The organism is Streptomyces sp. NPDC001714, from assembly GCF_042892755.1.
Classification (GTDB): Bacteria; Actinomycetota; Actinomycetes; order Streptomycetales; family Streptomycetaceae; genus Streptomyces.
Map to the genome: position 1 here is coordinate 198253 of NZ_JBIAUL010000002.1, position 18364 is coordinate 216616.

Genomic DNA, 18364 nt, shown 5'->3' on the forward strand with positions numbered 1-18364 from the left:
CAGTCTTTTTCATGGGCCATCGTGTTCGCCCCTTGTGGAGTGCCCCGCGTCACTACGATGATGCTTTGAATGCCTTGTGAGCCGGGTAGGGAAAGGATTTGTTCCGCGATGTCGATGCGAGCGACCGTGAAGTCCGTACTGGGTGAGAAGAATGTGCGGGTCCTGCGACGACTGAAGCGGCGGCTCTCCGTCCGGCCGGCCCAGCCGGTCACGTCGGCCAAGCCGACGGGGCTCGACGCGATCTCCGGCGATCTCAACAAACTCGCCCAGCACTTCAAGACGGACAAGTGGGGAATACACCGCTACACCCAGCACTACCAGCGCCACCTCGGACACCTGAGGAACGAGTCGTTCAACCTGCTGGAAATCGGCATCGGCGGCTACAACAGGCCAGGTCAGGGCGGTGCTTCGCTGCGTATGTGGAAGCAGTTCTTCCCGAAGGCGCAGATTTTCGGAATGGACATCCAGGACAAGTCATTTGTCGACGAGGACCGCATCACGACGTTCATCGGCGACCAGTCCGACCCGTCGTCCCTGAACTCCGTCGCCGACAAGATCGGTGAGCTGGACGTCATCATCGACGACGGAAGCCACCGCAGTCCGCATGTGCTCACCACCTTCGCCACGCTCTTTCCGCGGCTCAAGGACGGTGGCATCTACATCGTCGAGGACACGCAGTCCTCGTACTGGCCAGAATGGCAGGGCAGCGAGGACCTCGACGCCGCGCACACCAGTATGGGGATGCTCAAGCGGCTGACGGACGGGCTGAATTACGAGGAATTCGTGACCGAGAACTACCAGCCGACGTACACGGATCTCAATGTCGTCGGCGTGCACTTCTACCACAACCTGGTGATCATCGAAAAAGGCCGCAATGCCGAGGGCAGCAACAAGCGCAGCGCGCTGAAGCAGCGCTACGCGAAGTCCTGACCCCGCGCCGCCCACCGGGGAGCCGGGCCGTGGCCCGGCTCCCCGCCGTTGGCTAGCCGCGCAACTGGGCGTAGTAGGCCACGCAGTCGGCGTACGACGGCAGCAGCCCCGATTCGGCCGCCTCGGCCAGCGACGGCGCCTCGGCGTCCTTCTCCGACAGCACCGGCTCCAAGCCCTCGGGCCACTCGATGCCCAGCTCCGGGTCGAGCGGGTTGATCCCGTGCTCGCGGCCCGGCGCGTACCCGGCCGAGCACAGGTACACCACGGTGGCGTCGTCGGTCAGCGCCATGAACGCGTGCCCGAGGCCCTCCGACAGGAACACGGCGTGCCGGTTCTCGTCGTCGAGCCGGACCGCCTCCCAGCTCCCGAACGTGGGGGAGCCGACCCGGATGTCCACGATCACGTCGAGCACGGCCCCGCGCACGCACTTGACGTACTTGGACTGGCTCGGCGGCACGTCGGCGAAGTGGATGCCGCGCAGCACACCCCGCCGGGAGACCGAGCAGTTGGCCTGCGCGAGGTCGAGGTCGTAGCCGAGGGCCTCGCGGAACTCCCCGGCCCTGAACCACTCGTGGAAGCTGCCCCGGTCGTCGGGGAAGACCTTGGGCTCCTGGACCCAGGCGCCTTCGATGCTCAGCGGTCGCACGGTTCTTACTTGCCTTCCTGTCGTGCGGGCTTCCTGCCCCTGCCCAGAGCCCTGACCAGCGCACGGCGCACCGGCAGCGGGAGCTTGCGGGCCAGCCGGCGGGCGACGCCCGGCCGGGGCTTCGGCGCGGCCGCGGCCGCGGGCTTCTTCGCGGCCGGCTTGGCGACCTTCAGGCCCTCGGGGGAGTTGCGGACGACGAGCGGCAGCGTGAAGAAGCGCGGCTCGGTGGCGTCCGCGACCAGGCACAGCGCGATCCGCCAGCCGCCCTGCTGAAGCGAGCGCACCGGCAGCGGGGCGTCCAGCACGGCGTGGCCGCCCTCGGCGGGCGACAGCGTGGCCGGCACCTCCAGCACCTCGGCGGCGGGCTTCGGACCGGTCAGCCGGACCGCCGCCTTCACGTCACCGGTGACGTGGAACGGCAGCACGGCGCGCAGCCGGTCGCCGGCGACGGTGAAGTCCGCCGGCTTGAGCTCGCCGAAGCCGAGCCGCTTGCTCGCCTGGTCGATGTCCAGGGCGAAGTTGTTCTTGACCGTCCAGTACGGCAGCACCCGGTGGCCGCCGACGACACCCGGGACGGGCAGCTCGGGGAGCGGGTCCTTCGACACCGGGAACAGCCGGTGCTCCCGGGTCCAGCCGCCGATGGTCAGGCGGACGAACGCGTCCCACAGCCCGGCCGGCAGCGGGGTACCGCTGGCGGCGGTGGCCGGGGCCACGGCGGCGGTGGCCTTCACGACCAGGCGGACGCGGTCCGGCTCGCCCTCGACGGGGAGGGTCTCGCGGGTGATCTCGACCGGCTGGAAGAACTGCGCGTGCGTCTCGCGCTCGCGCATCATCAGGTCGACCCTGGCCCTCGCGAAGCGCGCGGCGGTGCCGCGCTCCAGCCGGGCGATCGCGTCCGCGGCCGTGGCGGCCGGGCCCTCGGGCTCGGCGCCCGAGGTGTCGGCCGGGTAGGTCTTGGGCGCGCCGTCGACGGCGTACTCGGCGCTGAACTCGATCTTCAGGGCGTCGCCGTCCCAGGTGACGCTCCGCGCGGCCGTCGAGGGGGCGATGGCCGCCTCCCACTCGGCGACGGCGAGCACGTCCTCGTAGCGGCCGGCGCCGGCCAGCTCGGTGACCACCCGGTGGGCCGGCTCGAGGAGGGCGAACACCGAGGGGCCCATGCGTTCGGCGATCACCTTGTGGATCTCGTCGAAGAGCTCCCTGCGGTAGTCGTCCGGCAGCTTGAGGAACCGCTTGCCGCGCAGCCGCTCGCCCATCTCGCTGCGCAGCCAGCGGCGGAACATCAGGTCGCGCGTGTGGCCGGGCTCGGTGTAGCGCTCGACGACGTCGAGGGCCTCACGGAGGTTCGCGAAGTAGCCGACCGGGTCGAAGCGCTGGAAGCCGGCGTTGGAGGCGTCGTCCCGCTTGATGTGGTAGTAGCAGACGTAGTCGCTGAGCACCGAGATGTTCGACGCGCGCAGGTACGCCTCGGCGACGAAGACGTGGTCCTCCAGCCGCCTGCGGCCCTCGGGGAAGCGCAGCCCGATGCGGTCCAGGAAGGACCGGCGCAGCATCTTGTGCGGGGTCAGGCTGTCCATCAGCGGAGCGTTCTCGACGGTGGCCCGCGGGTGGTTGCGGCGGAACAGCTCCACCGGCACCGGACGGCCCTTGCCGGCCATCTTGCCGATGATCAGGTCGGCCTCGTTCTCGACGCCGTAGTCGTACATCCGCTCCAGGGCCTCGTCGCCCAGGAAGTCGTCGTTGTCGACGAACATCACGAACTCGCCCTTGGACGCGGCGATGCCCACGTTGCGGGGCTTGCCGGACCAGCCGGAGGGCTCCTGGTGGATGACGTGGATGTGCGGGTGCTCGGCGGCGAGGGCGTCGAGCCGAGCCGGTGTCCCGTCGCTGGAGCCGTCGTTCACGAAGATCACTTCGTACTCGTCGCGCGGCAGCGACTGCCGCAGCACCGAGGCGATGCAGTCCTCGATATAGGGCCCTGGGTTGTACACAGGGACGACAACACTGACCTTGACCGGCATCCGGCTTCCTAGCCCCCTGGATAAGCCGCCCATTTGCCTGGACGGCACCTACATGTGGCCGAATGCTAACCCGGTCCTGTCCTCGGGCGTGTCCCGCCTCCGGGTAAGACCGGGTTGTGAAGCGTCATCCGTGCGTCGAAGAGCCTTCTCAGAGGTGAGCTGAGCCGCGGTCTCAGCCGTGCGTCTTGGCCAGCAGCTCCAGGACCTCCGCCGTGCTGCCGGACTCGCCGAGCCGCGGGAAGATCCGCTCGACGCTGCCCCGGTGCGCCTCGCCGTCGCCGTCGGCCATGGCGTCCGTGGCGAGCGTCACGTGGTAGCCGTGGGCGTAGGCGTCGCGGGCGGTGGACTCCACGCCGATGCTGGTGGCGATGCCGGTCAGCACGATCTGGGTGACGCCCCGGCGGCGCAGCTGGACGTCGAGGTCGGTGCCGTGGAAGGCGCTCCAGTTGTGCTTGGTGACCCGGATGTCGCCGGGGTGGCCGGACAACTCGTCGACGACGAGGTCCCAGCCCTCCGGGAAGGCGAGGCCGCGCGCCTGGCGCTCGGTGCGGCCCGGGACGGCGTCGGCGAAGTCGGCCGCGAAGGAGACCCGGACCAGGACGACGGGCAGGTCCCGGTCGCGGAAGGCGTCGGCGAGCTCCACCGTGCGGGCCACCACCTCGGCGCCGGTGTACGGCTGGGTGGGCATGCCCACGATGCCCTGCTGGAGGTCGATGACGACGAGGGCGGTGCGCGGGTCGAGCGTGCTCAGAGACATGGGGTGGATCAGGCCTTTCGGGGGGCTTGACGGGGTTCGGGGGTGAGCCGGGCCAGGGAGCGGTCCGGCAGGGTGATCGCCAGCAGCAGTGCCGAGCCGGCGAGCATGAACAGGGCCAGGCCGTGCAGCCCGCCCGTGTCGGCGCGGTGCGGGTAGAACGCCGCGGTGGCGGCGGAGGCACCCAGCGCGCCGAGGTACATGAACGTGCGCAGCAGTCCGGCGGCGGAGCCGATCCGCTCCGGGTCGGCCTGCCGGTACAGCGCGGTCTGCGCGGCGAGTCCGAGCAGGCCCTGCGGGATGCCGAGCAGCGCGCCGACCGCGAGCAGCAGCCAGACCGGGCTGCCGGCGCCGACCAGCAGCAGGGCGGCGCAGCCCGCGATCTGCAGCACGGAGCCGAGCACCAGCTTGGCGCGGACGGCCTCCCGGCGGCCGGTGAGCGTGGCGGTGACGAGCGCGGCCGCCGACAGCGGGAGCAACGCGAGCCCGGCCGTGGAGGCGCCGAGTCCACGGCCCTGCTCCAGCCACTGCGTGTAGCCGTACAGGAAGGCGTACGAGGTCGTGTACGCGAGCAGTTGGCGCACATAGGTGACGATGAGCGGGACGTTGCCGCCGAGGACCCGCAGGTCGACGAACGGATCGGGCACCCGCAGCTCCCGGGCCGCGAAGACGGCGGCCGCGACCGAGGTCAGCGCCGGCAGGTACCAGCGGTCGGGCCGCGGGCTCATCAGGAACAGCATCAGCGAGACCAGCTGGACGGCGAAGAGCGCCATGCCGGGCAGGTCCATGCGCTGCCGGTGCGCGGCGGTCGCGGTCCTCGGCAGCCACTTCACACCGAGCACCAGACAGGCCGCGGAGAGCGGCACGTTGACGGTGAACACCAGGTGCCAGCCGCCGGCGCCGATCAGTATCCCGCCCAGCGTCGGACCGATCACGGCCACGGTCTGGGCGGACACGGCGAGCGCGGTCAGCACCCCGGCCGGGCTGTCCTGCCCGGTGCGCTCGGCCTCGCTCCGGGTCAGCCGCATCGCCGCCGGGTACGCCGCCGAGGTACCGAACCCGAGCAGCACCCGCGCCGCGATCAGCACGCCCAGCGAGGGCGCCAGCGCACCCATCAGCCCGGCGACGCCCACCAGGCCGGTACCGGCGAGGTACAGCCTGCGCGGCCCGTACATGTCCACCAGCCGGCCGATCACCGGCTGGCCCACGGCGGTCGCCAGATACAGCGCGGTGACCAGCCACGCCGTCTCGGCGGGCGGAGCCCCGAAGGCGATGCCGATCGGCACCAGGGCCACCGCGATCATCGAGGAGTTGATCGGGTTCAGCACGGAACCCAGGACCATCGGCGCGATCAGCCGCCGGTCGAATCCGGTGGGGGCCGGGCGGGTGTCCTTGCGGGTTCCTGCGGTGAGCCTCGGTATCACGGGCGCGACAGCCGTTCGAGCAGCTCGATCGCGGTGCGGAGGGTCTGGCGCTCGTCCTCGGTGTACCGGTCCTGGAAGGCGCGGGCCAGCCATTCGTCACGCGCCTGCCGGTTGCCCTCGACGCGGGCCTGGCCGGCCTCGGTCAGCGTGACCAGCTGGCGGCGGCCGTCGCTCGGGTCGGGGCTGCGGCGGATCAGTCCCTGCTGGTCGAGCGCGGCCAGGGTGGCCGCCATCGACTGCGGCCGCACCCCCTCGGCGGAGGCCAGCGCACTGGCCGTGGCCGCGCCGTGCTTCGACACCAGGGTGAGGGCCGACTCCTGCGAGGGGGTGAGGTCCGCGTCCTGGGCGACCTCCCGGATGCGGCGGCGCAGCCGGCTGAACATCACGCGGAGGTCGCGTGCCGCGCGGGTCGCGGAATCGGAGATCTCTGCCATGCGTCCACCGTAGAACCATCAGTCAGAACTGTCCAGTCGAAACTGTTAAGTCTGAACTGAAGATCTCGAGAAGGCCCTCTGCCCTACGCTGGCCGGGTGCGCCTGCTCCTGACCTCCGACACGCACCTCCCACTGCGCGCCAAGCGGCTCCCCGACCAGCTCCTCGCCGAAATCCCGCGCGCGGACGTCGTCCTGCACGCCGGCGACTGGGTCGACGAGGCCACCCTCGACCTGCTGGAGAGCCGCAGCCGCCGACTCATCGGGGTGTACGGCAACAACGACGGTCCGGGCCTGCGTGCCCGGCTCCCCGAGGTGGCCTACGCCGACCTGGGCGGCCTGCGCTTCGGGGTGATCCACGAGACCGGTCCCGCCCAGGGCCGCGAGGCCCGCTGCGCCGCGCGCTTCCCGGACCTGGACGTCCTGGTCTTCGGGCACAGCCACATCCCCTGGGACACCACGGCCCCCGGCGGTCTGCGCCTGCTCAACCCCGGCTCCCCCACCGACCGCCGCCGCCAGCCGCACTGCACCTACCTCACGGCCACCGTCGCCGAGGGGACCTTGACGGAGGTGACCCTGCACCGGCTGCCGCCGCGCTGACCGGACCCGTCAGGGCGCGATCCCGACCCCGTCGATCCTGCTCCACCGCTTCTCCTGCGCCGCCGTCATGGCGGGCCAGCGCAGCCCACCCGGCCGTGGCCGGACCCGGGAGGCGTAGGAGGCGGGGTGGAAGTCCGGGTCGTAGAAGCACCCCGTGGCATAGGCGCGGTCGAACGCGGCGCAGGAGTCCGCGATCGTCCGGGGCGTCGGCTTCCGGCCCGAGCGCACCCAACTGTCCAGTGCCGCGATCGAGTCGGCGTACTCGGCATCGCTCAGCGCACTGTGCTCGGACTCGTGGGTGAACGTCTGCACGAGGTAGCGGTCCCGGTGCGCGCCGCGCAGGGTGGCCCGGTAGGCCGCCTCGTGCTCCACGAACGCCGTCGGGTCGTCGATCGCGTGCATCGTGAGCACCGGGATCGACACCTTGCCGGTGAGATCGCTGTCGTACGACAGGTCGCGCACCGCGGTCGGATCGGCGGTGAACCGCTCGACCCCGGCGTTGAGCGCCTCGTCGTCGTGCGACCCCGAGTACCGAACGCCCTGGTTCGAGAAGGGATTACGGCCGCCGAGCCGGTCGTGCACGATGTCCCGGAACGTGAAGACCGAGAACCGCAGATGCGACTCCAGGGTGCGCTCGGGGACGCCGGTGACGGCGAGGATGTCGTCGAGGTTGCGCTGCTGGAGGGCGGTGCGGTCCTGCGGGGCCGAGGCGTAGCCCGTGCACTCCTGGAGCCGGGCGCGCAGTCCGGCCGTCGTCAGCGTCGAGTCCGCGCGCAGACCCTGCCACAGCGGGTACGGGGGTTCGGCCGGCCGCGGCATGTTGTGGCAGTAGTACTGGTAGACGACACGGAGGTCGACGCGGTAGTCGTACCCCCGGGACCCGCCGCCGAGGACACCGCTGGTCAGCAGCGCCCCGTCGTACGCTCCGCCCCGGCGGCCGTACACCTCGACGACCTTGGCGGCGACGTCCCCGCCCCAGGACTGGCCGTGCACGTAAGTCCGCCGCGGCTTCCCGAAGTTCTCGACGAACAGCCGGCGCACGCTCTCGGTGTCCGCGGCGGCCATGCGGGTGCCGTAGCCGCCCCTGCGGTACGACGAACCCGCCCAGGCGTACCCCTCCTTCACCATCACCGACCAGCGGGCCAGGTCGTCGACGCTGCGCGCCGGGTCGGAGCCGGCGCCGAGGTCGGGGCCGCCGTGGGCGTGCACGACCAGGGAGCCGTTCCAGTGCTCGGGGACGGCGATGGCGTAGGAGGCGCCGTGGGCGTCCTGACCGGTGTAACAGGTGGCCTCGCCGTCGAGTTCCGCCGGGCAGGAGATGACGGCCGGGGGCGGTGTCTCGGCCTGCGCGGGAGGGGCACCGGCGAAGGCGGCGGCGAGGGTCGCCGCCAGCGACGCGAGCAGTCCGGTACGCCGGCTGCGGCTCGTCCGGCGGACCCGTGCGGGGGTTCTCGACCTGTCCAAGGCGCGGCTCCCTGTCGTCGTCGGCGCTCCTTCGCGCCGTCCGCGGCGATGCTAGGGAGCGGGCCGGGACCGGAACCATGGCTCGGGCGTTGTGTTCATAGTGTTCGACGGACGGAACACGTCACCGGTGTCGGGTGCGGTGTCCGGGGCGGCGCCGCACGCACCGGCGCAGCCGTACCGCCGCCACGGTGAGCACGGCGAGCACGCCGGCCACCGCCGCGGCCCGCTTGGCCACCGGAACCCCGGCCGTGCGCAGCAGGTCGAGCGGCTGTGCCGGTTCGGCGTCCCCGGCCTCCTCGCCCAGCCGCTCCGGTTCGCCGCCGGAGCCGGGCGGGCGCTCGGCCAGCCTGGTCGCGAGGCAGTCCGCGAACTGCCCCACCAGCCGGTCGCCCACCTCCGACAGCACGCCGCGGCCGAACTGCGCGGGACGGCCGGTCACCGTGAGGTCGGTGCCGACCGACACCGCCGTACCGCCGTCGCGTTCGGCGAGCGTCGCGGTGACCGTCGCCCGGGCCGTGCCCTGACCGCGGGTCTCCCGGCCACTCGCGACCAGCACCATCCGGTGCGCGTCCTGGTCCTGCTCCTCGAAGACCGCCGTGCCCCGGTAGGTCACCGTGACCGGGCCGACCCGGACCTTCACCGAGCCGGTCACCGTCCTGCCGTCGTAGTCCTCGACCGCCGCGCCGGGCAGGCACGGCGCGACCCGTTCGATGTCGAGGAGCGCGCGCCAGGCGTCCTCGACCGGGACGGGGACGCTGAACTCGTGGTGCAGTTCCATGACTCACTCCTCCTGGCGGTCCGCCCGGTCAGCGGACGGCGGGTGCGTGGATGGCGCCGGTGGTCGTGGCCAGCGGCGCGCCGCTGCCGCCCCAGCGCAGGGCGACGATCTCGGCGGCGACGGACACGGCGACCTCCTCGGGGGTACGGGCGCCGAGGTCGAGGCCGAGCGGTGAGCGCAGCCGGGACAGTTCGGCCTCGGTGAGACCGGCCGCGGCCAGCCGGGCGCGCCGTTCGTCGTGGGTCCGGCGGCTGCCCATCGCCCCGATGTAGGCGGCCGGCCGGCGCAGCGCCTCCTCCAGCAGCGGCACGTCGAACTTCGGGTCGTGGGTGAGGACGCAGATCACCGTGCGGTCGTCGGTCACGGTGCCGCTGAGATAGCGGTGCGGCCAGTCGACGACGACCTCGACGGCGGCCGGGAAGCGCTTCGGGGTGGCGAAGACCGGGCGGGCATCGCAGACGGTGACCCGGTACCCCAGGAAGTCACCGATGCGGGCCACCGCGGCCGCGTAGTCGATCGCGCCGAACACCAGCATCCGGGGCGGCGGCGCGAACGACTGGAGGAACACGGTGACCGCGTCCTCGCGGCGTTCGCCGTGCGGGCCGTAGTGCCGCAGGACGGAGGCGCCGAGCGCGAGTTCGCCGCGCGCGTCGGCGGTGACGGCGACGTCGAGGCCGGTCGTGCCGAGGGTGCCGGCCGTCCGGTCCGGCCAGACGGCGAGCGTGGCGCCCTGCGGTGCGGGTCCGTCCACCACCGTGGCGACGGTCACCGGCTCGCCCGCGGCGACGGACGCGGCGACCGCGCCGAACGCCGGGTCGGAGCCCGCGGTCACCGGACGGACCAGCAGGGTGATCTCGCCGCCGCAGGTCAGCCCCACCGCGAACGCGTCCTCGTCGCTGTAGCCGAAGGTCTGCAGCGACGGCTCGCCGGTCGCGACGACCTCCTGCGCCAGCTCGAAGACGGCGCCCTCGACGCAGCCGCCGGACACGCTGCCCACCACCTCGTCGTCCGGCCCCACGGCCATGGCCGCACCGGGTCCGCGCGGCGCGCTGCGGCTTACCGCGACCACCGTGGCGAGGCCGAACGGGATCCCGGCCGCGTGCCAGCCGGCCAGCGTCGGCAGAATCTCACGCACCATCCGCTCCCTTCCCGGGCACCGCACCGGCTCGTGCTCCGCGCACCACGGCGGCGAGCCGCTCCAGCGCCGCCAGGCTGTGCCCCGCCACGAAGGCGTCGACGCTGGGCAGCGCCGCAGCCATCCCGGCCGCCGACGGCGCGTATCCGGGCCGCGCCTTGCGTGGGTTCGCCCAGACCACCTGGTGGGCCAGGGCGTGCAGCCGGCGCATCTGCTGCCCGAGCAGCTCCGGGTCGCCGCGCTCCCAGCCGTCCGAGAGCAGGACGACGATCGCGCCCCGCGCCATGCCGCGCTGCCCCCACCGGTTGAGGAACTCGCGCAGCAGCTCGCCGAGCCGGGTGCCGCCGCGCCAGTCGGGGACCGCGGCCGCGACCTCCGCCATCGCCAGGTCGGGGTCCCGGTGGGACAGTTCGCGGGTGACGCGGGTCAGCCGGGTGCCGACGGTGAACACCTCGGTGCGGCCCGCGCGCACCGCCGCGTGCGCGAACCGCAGCAGCGCGTCGGCGTACGGCCCCATCGAACCGCTCACGTCGACGAGCAGCACCACCCGGCGCGGCCGGGCCACCCGTGCGTGCCGCCGCAGCAGGGCCGGTTCCCCGCCGCGCCGCAGCAACTCCCGTACGGTACGGCGCGGGTCGACCTCCCCGCGCCGGGCCGGCCGCCGCCGCGCCGAGCGCCGGGTCTGCCCCTCCAGCGTGAACGCGGCGAGCAGGCGGCGCAGTTGGGCCCGTTCGGCGGCGTCGAGCTCGGTGACGTCGCGGTGCCGCAGGACTTCGGCCGCGCTGGCGAGGACGGCGGTGGGCGGGCCCGGCGGCTCGCTCTCGCCACCGGTACGGGGTGCCGTGGCCGCCTCCCGTGCGACGAGCCGCAGCCGCGGCGGGGGAGCGGTGCGCACCGGCTGCCGGGCGGGGGCGCCGGACGGGCCGAAGTACGCGGCGAACACCCTCTCGTACCGCTCCAGGTCGTCATGGCCGCCGCACAGTGTCGCCCGCCCCGCCCAGTACACGTCCGAGCGCACCTCCGGCCGCAGGACGGCCACGGCCCGCAGGAACGCGTACCCGCGCTCCGCGCTCGCGTCCACCCCCGCAGCCCGCAACGCCCGCACGAAACCGAGCAGTACGGCGTCCGCCGGCACTCCGGCCGTCCTCGACAGCGCCGCGCCCATCTCCGGTCACCCGCCCCGGGCCGCGAGGACCGCCGAGAGGTCGAGCCCCCGCGCCCGCTCCGTGTCCTCCCGGTACTTCAGCACCGAACCCAGCGTCGCCACGGCCAGTTCGGCGTCCACCTCGCTCGCCCCCAGCGCGTCCAGCGCCTCGGCCCAGTCCAGCGTCTCGGCCACTCCCGGCGGTTTGACCAGGTCCGCGCCCCGCAGCGCCTGCACCAGGGCCGTGACCTGCTCGGCCAGCCGGGCCGACACCTGCGGCAACCGGCTGCGCACGATGGCCAGTTCGCGGGCGAAGGAGGGGTGGTCGAACCAGTGGTAGAGGCACCGCCGCTTCAGCGCGTCGTGGACCTCCCGGGTCCGGTTCGAGGTCAGGACCGCCACCGGCGGCACCTCGGCCCGCAGCGTGCCCAGTTCGGGGATCGTGACCGAGTACTCGGACAGCAGCTCGAGGAGGAACGCCTCGAACTCGTCGTCGGCCCGGTCGATCTCGTCGACCAGCAGCACCGACGGGTGCTGCTGGAGGGCCAGCAGCAGGGGCCGGGCGATCAGGAAGCGCCGGTCGTACAGCTCGCTCTCCAGCCGGTCCGCGTCCTGCACGCCCGCCGCCTCGGCGGCCCGCAGGTGCAGCAGCTGGCGCGGGAAGTCCCAGTCGTACAGGGCCTGGGAGGCGTCGATGCCCTCGTGGCACTGCAGCCGGATCAGCGGTGCGCCCAGGGCCTCGGCGAGGGCGGCGGCGAGCGCGGTCTTGCCCACGCCGGCGTCACCCTCGCAGAACAGCGGCCGGTGCAGTCTGAGGGCCAGGAAGCAGGTGACGGCCAGTCCTTGGTCGACGAGGTACCCCGTCTCCGCAAGGCGGGCCCCCACCTGCTCCGGGTCGTCCATCGGGGAAATCGGCGCTCACCCCATTCCGCCGGCGGTCAGCACGGCCCGCCTGGTCAGCACCCGTGCGAGGTGCTCCCGGTACTCGGGCGAGGCCGACAGATCCTGGGAAGGCCGGGTGCCTTCGGCGGCGGACTCGGCGGCACGCGCCACCGCCTGCGGGCCGTCGGCACCGGACAGGGCCTGCTCGGCCGCCGTGGCCCGCAGCGGGGTGGAGCCCATGTTGGTGAGCCCGATGCGCGCCTCGGCGATGTGCCCGTCGTCGCGCCGCACCAGCGCGGCGACCCCGACGATGGCCCAGGACTGCGCGACCGCGTGGAACTTCTCGTAGTGGAAGCCCCACCCGTCCGTCTTCGGGATCCGTACCTCCACCAGGAGTTCGTCGGGCGTGAGCGCCGACTGGAGGTAGTCCACGAAGAACTCCCAGGCCGGGATCGTGCGCCGGCCGCCCGGTCCGGCGACGACCAGTTCGGCGTCGAGGGCGAGCGCCACGGCGGGCAGGTCCCCGGCCGGGTCGGCGTGCGCGAGGGAGCCGCCCAGGGTGCCGCGGTGCCGTACGGCGGGATCGGCGACGGTGGCGGTCGCCACCGCCAGCAGCCCGGCGTACCGGCGCACCAACGGGTCGTGGACGACGTCGTGGTGGGTGGTCAGCGCGCCGACGGCGAGCGTGTCGCCGTCCTCTCGGACCCCGCGCAGCTCCGGGATCCGGCCGACGTCCACCACCAGCTCCGGGAAGGCGAGCCGCAGGCGCAGCAGTGGCAGCAGGCTCTGCCCGCCGGCCAGCACCTTCGCCTCCTCGCCCGCCTCGGCGAGGGCGCCCACCGCCTCGTCGACGGTGGCCGGGCGGACGTAGTCGAACGCGGGGGGAATCATGCCGAGCCCTCCTCACCGTACTGACCGAGGTCACCGGAGCGGGCGGCCTGCCCGGACTGTCCCGACTGCGCGGGACCGGTCCCGCCGGCCTCCTCGCCCGCACCGCCCCGGCCGGCGCGGGCGGCCCGCACGGCCTGCCACACCCGGTGCGGCGAGCACGGCATCCGCACGTCGGTGACGCCCAGCGGACGCAGCGCGTCCACCACGGCGTTGACCACCGCGGGCGTCGACGCGATCGTCCCGGCCTCGCCGACTCCCTTGACCCCCATGGCGTTCGAGGCCGCCGGGGTCTCCGTCCGGTCGGTGACGAAGTCCGGCAGGTCCGCCGCCGACGGCACCAGATAGTCGGCCATGGTCCCGGAGACGAGGTTGCCCTCGTCGTCGTAGACCGCCTCCTCGTACAGTGCCTGCGCGATGCCCTGTGCGAGACCGCCGTGCACCTGGCCCTCGACGATCATCGGGTTGACGACATGGCCGACGTCGTCCACGCAGACGTACGACCTGATCTTCGTCTTCCCGGTCTCGGTGTCCACCTCGACCGCGCACAGGTGGGTGCCGTGCGGGTAGGAGAAGTTCTCCGGGTCGACCACCGTCTCGGCGTTGATGGACGGTTCGACGCCGTCGGGCAGGTCGTGGCCGGTGAACGTCTCGAAGGCGATCTCCTGGATGGTCTTCCGCGCCTCCGGCGAGCCCTTCACGGCGAACACGCCGTCCGTGAACTCCAGGTCCTGCTCGCTGGCCTCCAGCAGGTGCGCGGCCACCTTGCGCGCCTTCTCGACCACCTTCGTCGCCGCGCGGTGCACGGCCTCGCCGCCGACGGACAGCGACCGCGAGCCGTAGGTGTCCATGCCCTGCGGGGAGGACTGGGTGTCACCGTGCACCACCTCGACGTCCTCGAACGGCACGCCCAGCACGTCGGCCGCGATCTGGCTCCAGCAGGTCTCGTGCCCCTGCCCGTGCGGACTGGTCCCGGTGACGACCTCGACCTTGCCGGTGGGCAGCATGCGGATGCTCGCCGCCTCCCAGCCGCCGGCCGCGTAGCGCAGGTCGCGCAGGACCCGGCTCGGGGCCAGCCCGCACATCTCCGTGAACGTGGACACGCCGATACCGAGGCGTACGGTGTCGCCGCGTTCGTTGCGCTTCTGCTGTTCGGTGCGCAGGTCGTCGTACCCGAACAGGGCGAGAGCCTTGTCGGTGGCCGCCTCGTAGTCGCCGCTGTCGTAGGTCAGCCCGGCGATGGTGGTGTACGGGAACTCCTCGTGCCGGATCCAGTTCCGGCGCCGCAACTCCACCGGGTCCAGGCCGAGTTCGGCGGCCAGCTCGTCCATGATCCGCTCGATGGCGAAGGTCGCCTCGGGGCGTCCGGCGCCGCGGTAGGCGTCGGTGGGGGTGCGGGTGGTGAAGACGCCGGTGCAGGTGAAGTCGTAGGCGTCCATCTTGTAGATCGCCGGGTACATGAAGGCGCCGAGGATCGGGATGCCCGGGGTGACCAGCATCAGGTAGGCGCCCATGTCGGCGATCAGGTCGACCTTCAGGCCGAGCAGCCTGCCCTCGCGGGTGGCGGCGACCTCGATGTCCTGGATCATGCCGCGGCCGTGGTGGGTGGCGAGGTAGCCCTCGGAGCGGGACTCCGTCCACTTGACCGGGCGGCCGAGTCTGCGGGCGACCGCGAGTGCGAGGGCCTCCTCGCCGTAGACCTGGAGCTTGGAGCCGAAGCCGCCGCCGACGTCCGGGGCGATCACCCGGAGCTTGTGCTCGGGGATGCCGGTGACGGTGGCCAGCATGATCCGCAGGATGTGCGGGATCTGGGTCGCCGAGTAGACCGTGTACTCGCCCGAGGCGGCGATCGGGGTGACCACGACCGCGCGCGGTTCCATGGCGTTCGGGATCAGCCGTTGCTGGTGGTACCGGCGCTTGACGGTGACCTCGGCGCGCTGCCGTACGGAGTCGAAGCTCTCGCCGGTGGCGAGCGGCCAGGTGTAGCAGCGGTTGGTGCCCTTGTCGGAGTGGACCAGCGGGGCGTCGTCGGCGAGGGCGGCCTCCAGGTCGAGGACCGGGGGCAGCGGGTCGTAGTCGACCTCGACGGCCTCCAGCGCGTCGGCCGCGGCGTACCGGTCACGGGCCACCACGACGGCCACCGGGTCGCCGGCGTGGCGGACCTCGTCGACGGCGATCGGCGGGTGGTCGGGCAGCACGATGTCCTCGGTGACCGGCCAGGCGCAGGGCAGCGAGCCCAGGCCCTCGGCCAGGTCGGCGCCGGTGAACGCGGCGACGACCCCGGGGCGTTCGAGGGCGGGGGAGACGTCCACGCGGGTGATGCGGGCGTGCGCCATCGGGCTGCGCAGGACGGCCAGGTGGAGCAGTCCGGCGACCTGGATGTTGTCGGTCCAGTTGGTCTGGCCGGTGATCAGCCGGGCGTCCTCCTTGCGCAGCCGGGCGCGGCCGATCTCGTGTGCTGCGGCTTCTACGGCCTGGTCGGTCATGCCGTGGCCTCCTCGGGTACCTGTTGCCCGGAGGCGTCCTGCTGTCCGTCCTCCTGTCCGGACGCGGCGAGCACCGCGCGGACGATGTTCTGGTAGCCGGTGCACCGGCACAGGTTGCCCTCCAGGGCCTGCCTGACCTCGTCGGAGGTGGGGTGCGGGTTCTCGCGCAGCAGATCCCGTGCGGCCATGATCATCCCCGGGGTGCAGTAGCCGCACTGCAGGCCGTGCCGCTCGTGGAACGCCGTCTGCAGCGGTGTCCACTCGCCGTCCCGGGCCAGCCCCTGCACGGTGGTCACCGTGCAGCCGTCGGCCTGGACGGCCAGCACCGAGCAGCTCTTGGCGGTCGCTCCGTCGAGGTCGACCGTGCACGCGCCGCAGTTGGAGGTGTCGCAGCCGATCGGGGTGCCGGTCAGGCCGAGACGGTCGCGCAGGTAGTGGGCCAGCAGCAGGCGGGGTTCCACCTCGTCCTCGTAGGGCGTGCCGTCCACCGTCACCTTGATGTGGGTCATGTGGCCTCCAGACCGTGCGGCGGGACCTCGGGATTTCAGCCAGGCGGCGTGATGTACGTCACTCTAGAACCGCTCCGGGAGGGCGGCGAGTGCTGCGCGGCGGGGCTTTTGTTGAGCATTAATCCATTGCCCTCGCCGGGGCCGCCCTGCTGCACTGCTCCTCACCCGACGTCACAGAGAGAGGGCCACCGATGCGCGCTGCGTGCATGTCCACCCAGGAAGGAATCCCACCCATGCCGAAGGACATCACGCCCAGTGCATCTGCTCAATCTCGGAATTCTCGCGCACGTCGACGCAGGTAAGACCAGTCTGACCGAACGGCTGCTGCACACGGCCGGCGTCACCGACGAACTCGGCAGCGTCGACGACGGCAGCACCCGCACCGACACCCTCGCCCTGGAGCGGCAGCGCGGGATCACCATCAAGTCCGCGGTCGTGTCGTTCCCCCTCGACGGTGTCACCGTCAACCTCATCGACACCCCGGGCCACCCGGACTTCATCGCCGAGGTGGAGCGGGTCCTCGGTGTGCTGGACGGCGCGGTCCTGGTCGTCTCGGCCGTGGAGGGCGTCCAGGCGCAGACCCGCGTCCTGATGCGGACGCTGCGGCGGCTGCGCATCCCCACGCTGCTCTTCGTCAACAAGATCGACCGGCGCGGCGCCCGCGACGACGCCGTGCTCGCCCAGCTGGCCCGCAGACTCGCCGTCCCGCTCGTCCCCATGGGCCGGGCCACCGCGCTCGGCACCCGTGCCGCCCGCTTCCTGCCCGGCCTCGGCCCGGCCGCGCTGGACACGCTCGCCGACCACGACGACGCACTGCTCGCCGCCTACCTCGACGGTGGTGTCCCCGAGCCCCGGCTGCGCGCCGCCCTCGCCGAGCAGACCCGGCGGGCACTGGTCCACCCGGTGTACTTCGGATCCGCCGCCACCGGCGCCGGTGTGCCCGACCTGATCGCCGGCGTCGAGCGGCTGCTCCCGGCCGCCGGCGGCGACCCGGCAGGCCCGTTCTCCGGCACGGTCTTCAAGGTGGAACGGGGCCCGGCGGGGGAGAAGGTCGCGTATGCGCGGATCTTCTCCGGGACGCTCGGGGTCCGCGACCGGGTCCCGTTCGGGAATCGAGCCGCGGCCGGCGGCCGGCCGGAGGGCCGGGTCACCGGGCTCAGCGTCTTCGAGGGCGGTACGGACCTCCGGCAGGACAGCGCCGGTGCCGGGCGGATCGTCAAGGTGTGGGGGCTCGGCGGCATCCGCATCGGCGACGCCCTCGGGCTGCCGGGCCGGGCGTACGAGCACCACTTCGCGCCCCCGACCCTGGAGACCGTCGTGGTCCCCGGGCCGGGTACCGACCGCCGCTCCCTGCACGTCGCCCTCACCCAGCTCGCCGAGCAGGACCCGCTGATCGACGTCCGGCACGACGAGGCGCGCCAGGAGACCTCCGTCTCCCTCTACGGCGAGGTGCAGAAGGAGGTGATCCAGGCGACCCTCGCGGACGGGTACGGCCTCGACGTCACCTTCCGGGAGACGACGACCGTCTGCGTCGAACGGCTCACCGGCACCGGGGCCGCCGTCGAGTTCAACAAGAAGGACGGCAACCCCTTCCTCGCGACGGTCGGCCTGCGGGTGGAGCCGGCCCCGCCGGGCGCCGGCGTCGGCTTCCGTCTGGAGGTGGAGCTGGGCGCGATGCCGTACGCCTTCTTCAAGGCCGTCGAGGACACCGTGCGCGAGTCCCTCGGCCAGGGGCTGCACGGCTGGCGGATCCCGGACTGCGCGGTGACCATGACCCACTCCGGCTACTCGCCCCGGCAGAGCCATGCCCACCAGGGCTTCGACAAGAGCATGTCGAGCACCGGCTACGACTTCCGCGGTCTGACCCCGCTGGTGCTGACCGAGGCCTTGCGACGGGCCGGCACCCGGGTGCACGAGCCGATGCACCGCTTCCGCCTGACGGCCCCCGTGGACACGCTGGGCGCGCTGCTGCCGGTGCTCGCCGGGCTCGGCGCGGTGACGCAGGGGACCGGGACCGAGGGGATGCTCGCGGTCCTGGAAGGTGCGGTGCCCGCGGCCCGGGTGCACGGACTGGAGCAACGGCTGCCTGGGCTGACCCGCGGCGAGGGCGAGCTGGAGACCGCCTTCGACCACTACGCGCCGGTGGTGCGGGGGCCGGTCCCGGAGCGGCCGCGGACCGACCACAACCCGCTGAGCCGCAAGGAGTACCTGTTGAACGTGACGGGTCGAGTGACCGGCTGAGGGGACCGGTACTCAACTTACTCGTGAGTCA

16 protein-coding genes are annotated in these 18364 nt (G+C 72.7%); 3 read left to right on the forward strand and 13 right to left on the reverse strand.

Translation table 11 applies throughout. The features are described from left to right. The first annotated feature begins 126 nt into the window (after nt 1–126). Nucleotides 127–930 carry a hypothetical protein gene (locus ACFY0P_RS05490; protein ID WP_388907644.1) on the forward strand — a complete coding sequence of 268 codons (804 nt, stop codon included), beginning with the start codon at nt 127–129 and terminating at the stop codon, nt 928–930. Between the two features lie 52 nt (nt 931–982). On the opposite strand, the gene rfbC is transcribed toward ACFY0P_RS05490, so the two are convergent. The 5 genes from rfbC to ACFY0P_RS05515 all read right to left on the reverse strand — a co-directional run bounded on the left by rfbC (nt 983) and on the right by ACFY0P_RS05515 (nt 6209). After that, nucleotides 983–1576: a dTDP-4-dehydrorhamnose 3,5-epimerase gene (rfbC, locus tag ACFY0P_RS05495; protein ID WP_388907646.1), complete on the reverse strand. Its 594-nt coding sequence runs from the start codon at nt 1574–1576 to the stop codon at nt 983–985. 5 nt (nt 1577–1581) lie between these two features. Next, nucleotides 1582–3597: a glycosyltransferase family 2 protein gene (locus tag ACFY0P_RS05500; protein WP_388907648.1), complete on the reverse strand. Its 2016-nt coding sequence runs from the start codon at nt 3595–3597 to the stop codon at nt 1582–1584. 172 nt (nt 3598–3769) lie between these two features. Further along, the gene (locus ACFY0P_RS05505; RefSeq protein WP_388907650.1) at nt 3770–4354 is read right to left on the reverse strand and encodes a hydrolase; all 585 of its coding nucleotides are present in this window, start codon (nt 4352–4354) and stop codon (nt 3770–3772) included. 8 nt (nt 4355–4362) lie between these two features. Beyond that, nucleotides 4363–5775: an MFS transporter gene (locus tag ACFY0P_RS05510; RefSeq protein ID WP_388907652.1), complete on the reverse strand. Its 1413-nt coding sequence runs from the start codon at nt 5773–5775 to the stop codon at nt 4363–4365. Further along, the gene (locus tag ACFY0P_RS05515) at nt 5772–6209 is read right to left on the reverse strand and encodes a MarR family winged helix-turn-helix transcriptional regulator (protein WP_388907654.1); all 438 of its coding nucleotides are present in this window, start codon (nt 6207–6209) and stop codon (nt 5772–5774) included. The genes ACFY0P_RS05510 and ACFY0P_RS05515 overlap by 4 nt, the downstream gene beginning before the upstream one ends. A 96-nt stretch (nt 6210–6305) precedes the next feature. Here ACFY0P_RS05515 and ACFY0P_RS05520 point away from each other — a divergent pair, with 96 nt between their 5' ends. After that, nucleotides 6306–6806, forward strand: a complete 501-nt coding sequence (locus tag ACFY0P_RS05520; RefSeq protein ID WP_388907656.1) for a metallophosphoesterase family protein — start codon at nt 6306–6308, stop codon at nt 6804–6806. A gap of 9 nt (nt 6807–6815) precedes the next feature. Here ACFY0P_RS05520 and ACFY0P_RS05525 read toward each other — a convergent pair whose 3' ends face one another. The 8 genes from ACFY0P_RS05525 to ACFY0P_RS05560 form a co-directional block, all read right to left on the reverse strand. Further along, nucleotides 6816–8270, reverse strand: coding sequence for a hypothetical protein (locus ACFY0P_RS05525; RefSeq protein WP_388907658.1), 1455 nt, complete (start codon nt 8268–8270; stop codon nt 6816–6818). A gap of 121 nt (nt 8271–8391) precedes the next feature. Next, complete coding sequence (locus ACFY0P_RS05530) at nt 8392–9048, reverse strand: SRPBCC family protein (protein ID WP_388907660.1); 657 nt, start codon at nt 9046–9048, stop codon at nt 8392–8394. Between the two features lie 28 nt (nt 9049–9076). Further along, a complete protein-coding gene (locus tag ACFY0P_RS05535; RefSeq protein WP_388908819.1) occupies nt 9077–10183 on the reverse strand; it encodes an XdhC family protein in 1107 nt (368 codons plus the stop codon). Then, a complete protein-coding gene (locus tag ACFY0P_RS05540; protein WP_388907662.1) occupies nt 10176–11348 on the reverse strand; it encodes a VWA domain-containing protein in 1173 nt (390 codons plus the stop codon). The genes ACFY0P_RS05535 and ACFY0P_RS05540 overlap by 8 nt, the downstream gene beginning before the upstream one ends. A 6-nt stretch (nt 11349–11354) precedes the next feature. Beyond that, nucleotides 11355–12230: an AAA family ATPase gene (locus ACFY0P_RS05545; RefSeq protein ID WP_388907664.1), complete on the reverse strand. Its 876-nt coding sequence runs from the start codon at nt 12228–12230 to the stop codon at nt 11355–11357. A gap of 15 nt (nt 12231–12245) precedes the next feature. Next, nucleotides 12246–13100: an FAD binding domain-containing protein gene (locus ACFY0P_RS05550; protein ID WP_388907666.1), complete on the reverse strand. Its 855-nt coding sequence runs from the start codon at nt 13098–13100 to the stop codon at nt 12246–12248. Next, the gene (locus ACFY0P_RS05555) at nt 13097–15583 is read right to left on the reverse strand and encodes a xanthine dehydrogenase family protein molybdopterin-binding subunit (protein ID WP_388907668.1); all 2487 of its coding nucleotides are present in this window, start codon (nt 15581–15583) and stop codon (nt 13097–13099) included. The genes ACFY0P_RS05550 and ACFY0P_RS05555 overlap by 4 nt, the downstream gene beginning before the upstream one ends. Further along, on the reverse strand, nt 15580–16092 hold the full coding sequence (locus ACFY0P_RS05560; protein ID WP_388907670.1) for a (2Fe-2S)-binding protein: 513 nt from the start codon (nt 16090–16092) through the stop codon (nt 15580–15582). The genes ACFY0P_RS05555 and ACFY0P_RS05560 overlap by 4 nt, the downstream gene beginning before the upstream one ends. Nucleotides 16093–16347: 255 nt before the next feature. Between ACFY0P_RS05560 and ACFY0P_RS05565 the strand changes: the two genes are divergently transcribed. After that, on the forward strand, nt 16348–18333 hold the full coding sequence (locus ACFY0P_RS05565; protein ID WP_388907672.1) for a GTP-binding protein: 1986 nt from the start codon (nt 16348–16350) through the stop codon (nt 18331–18333). The last annotated feature ends 31 nt before the right edge of the window (nt 18334–18364 follow it).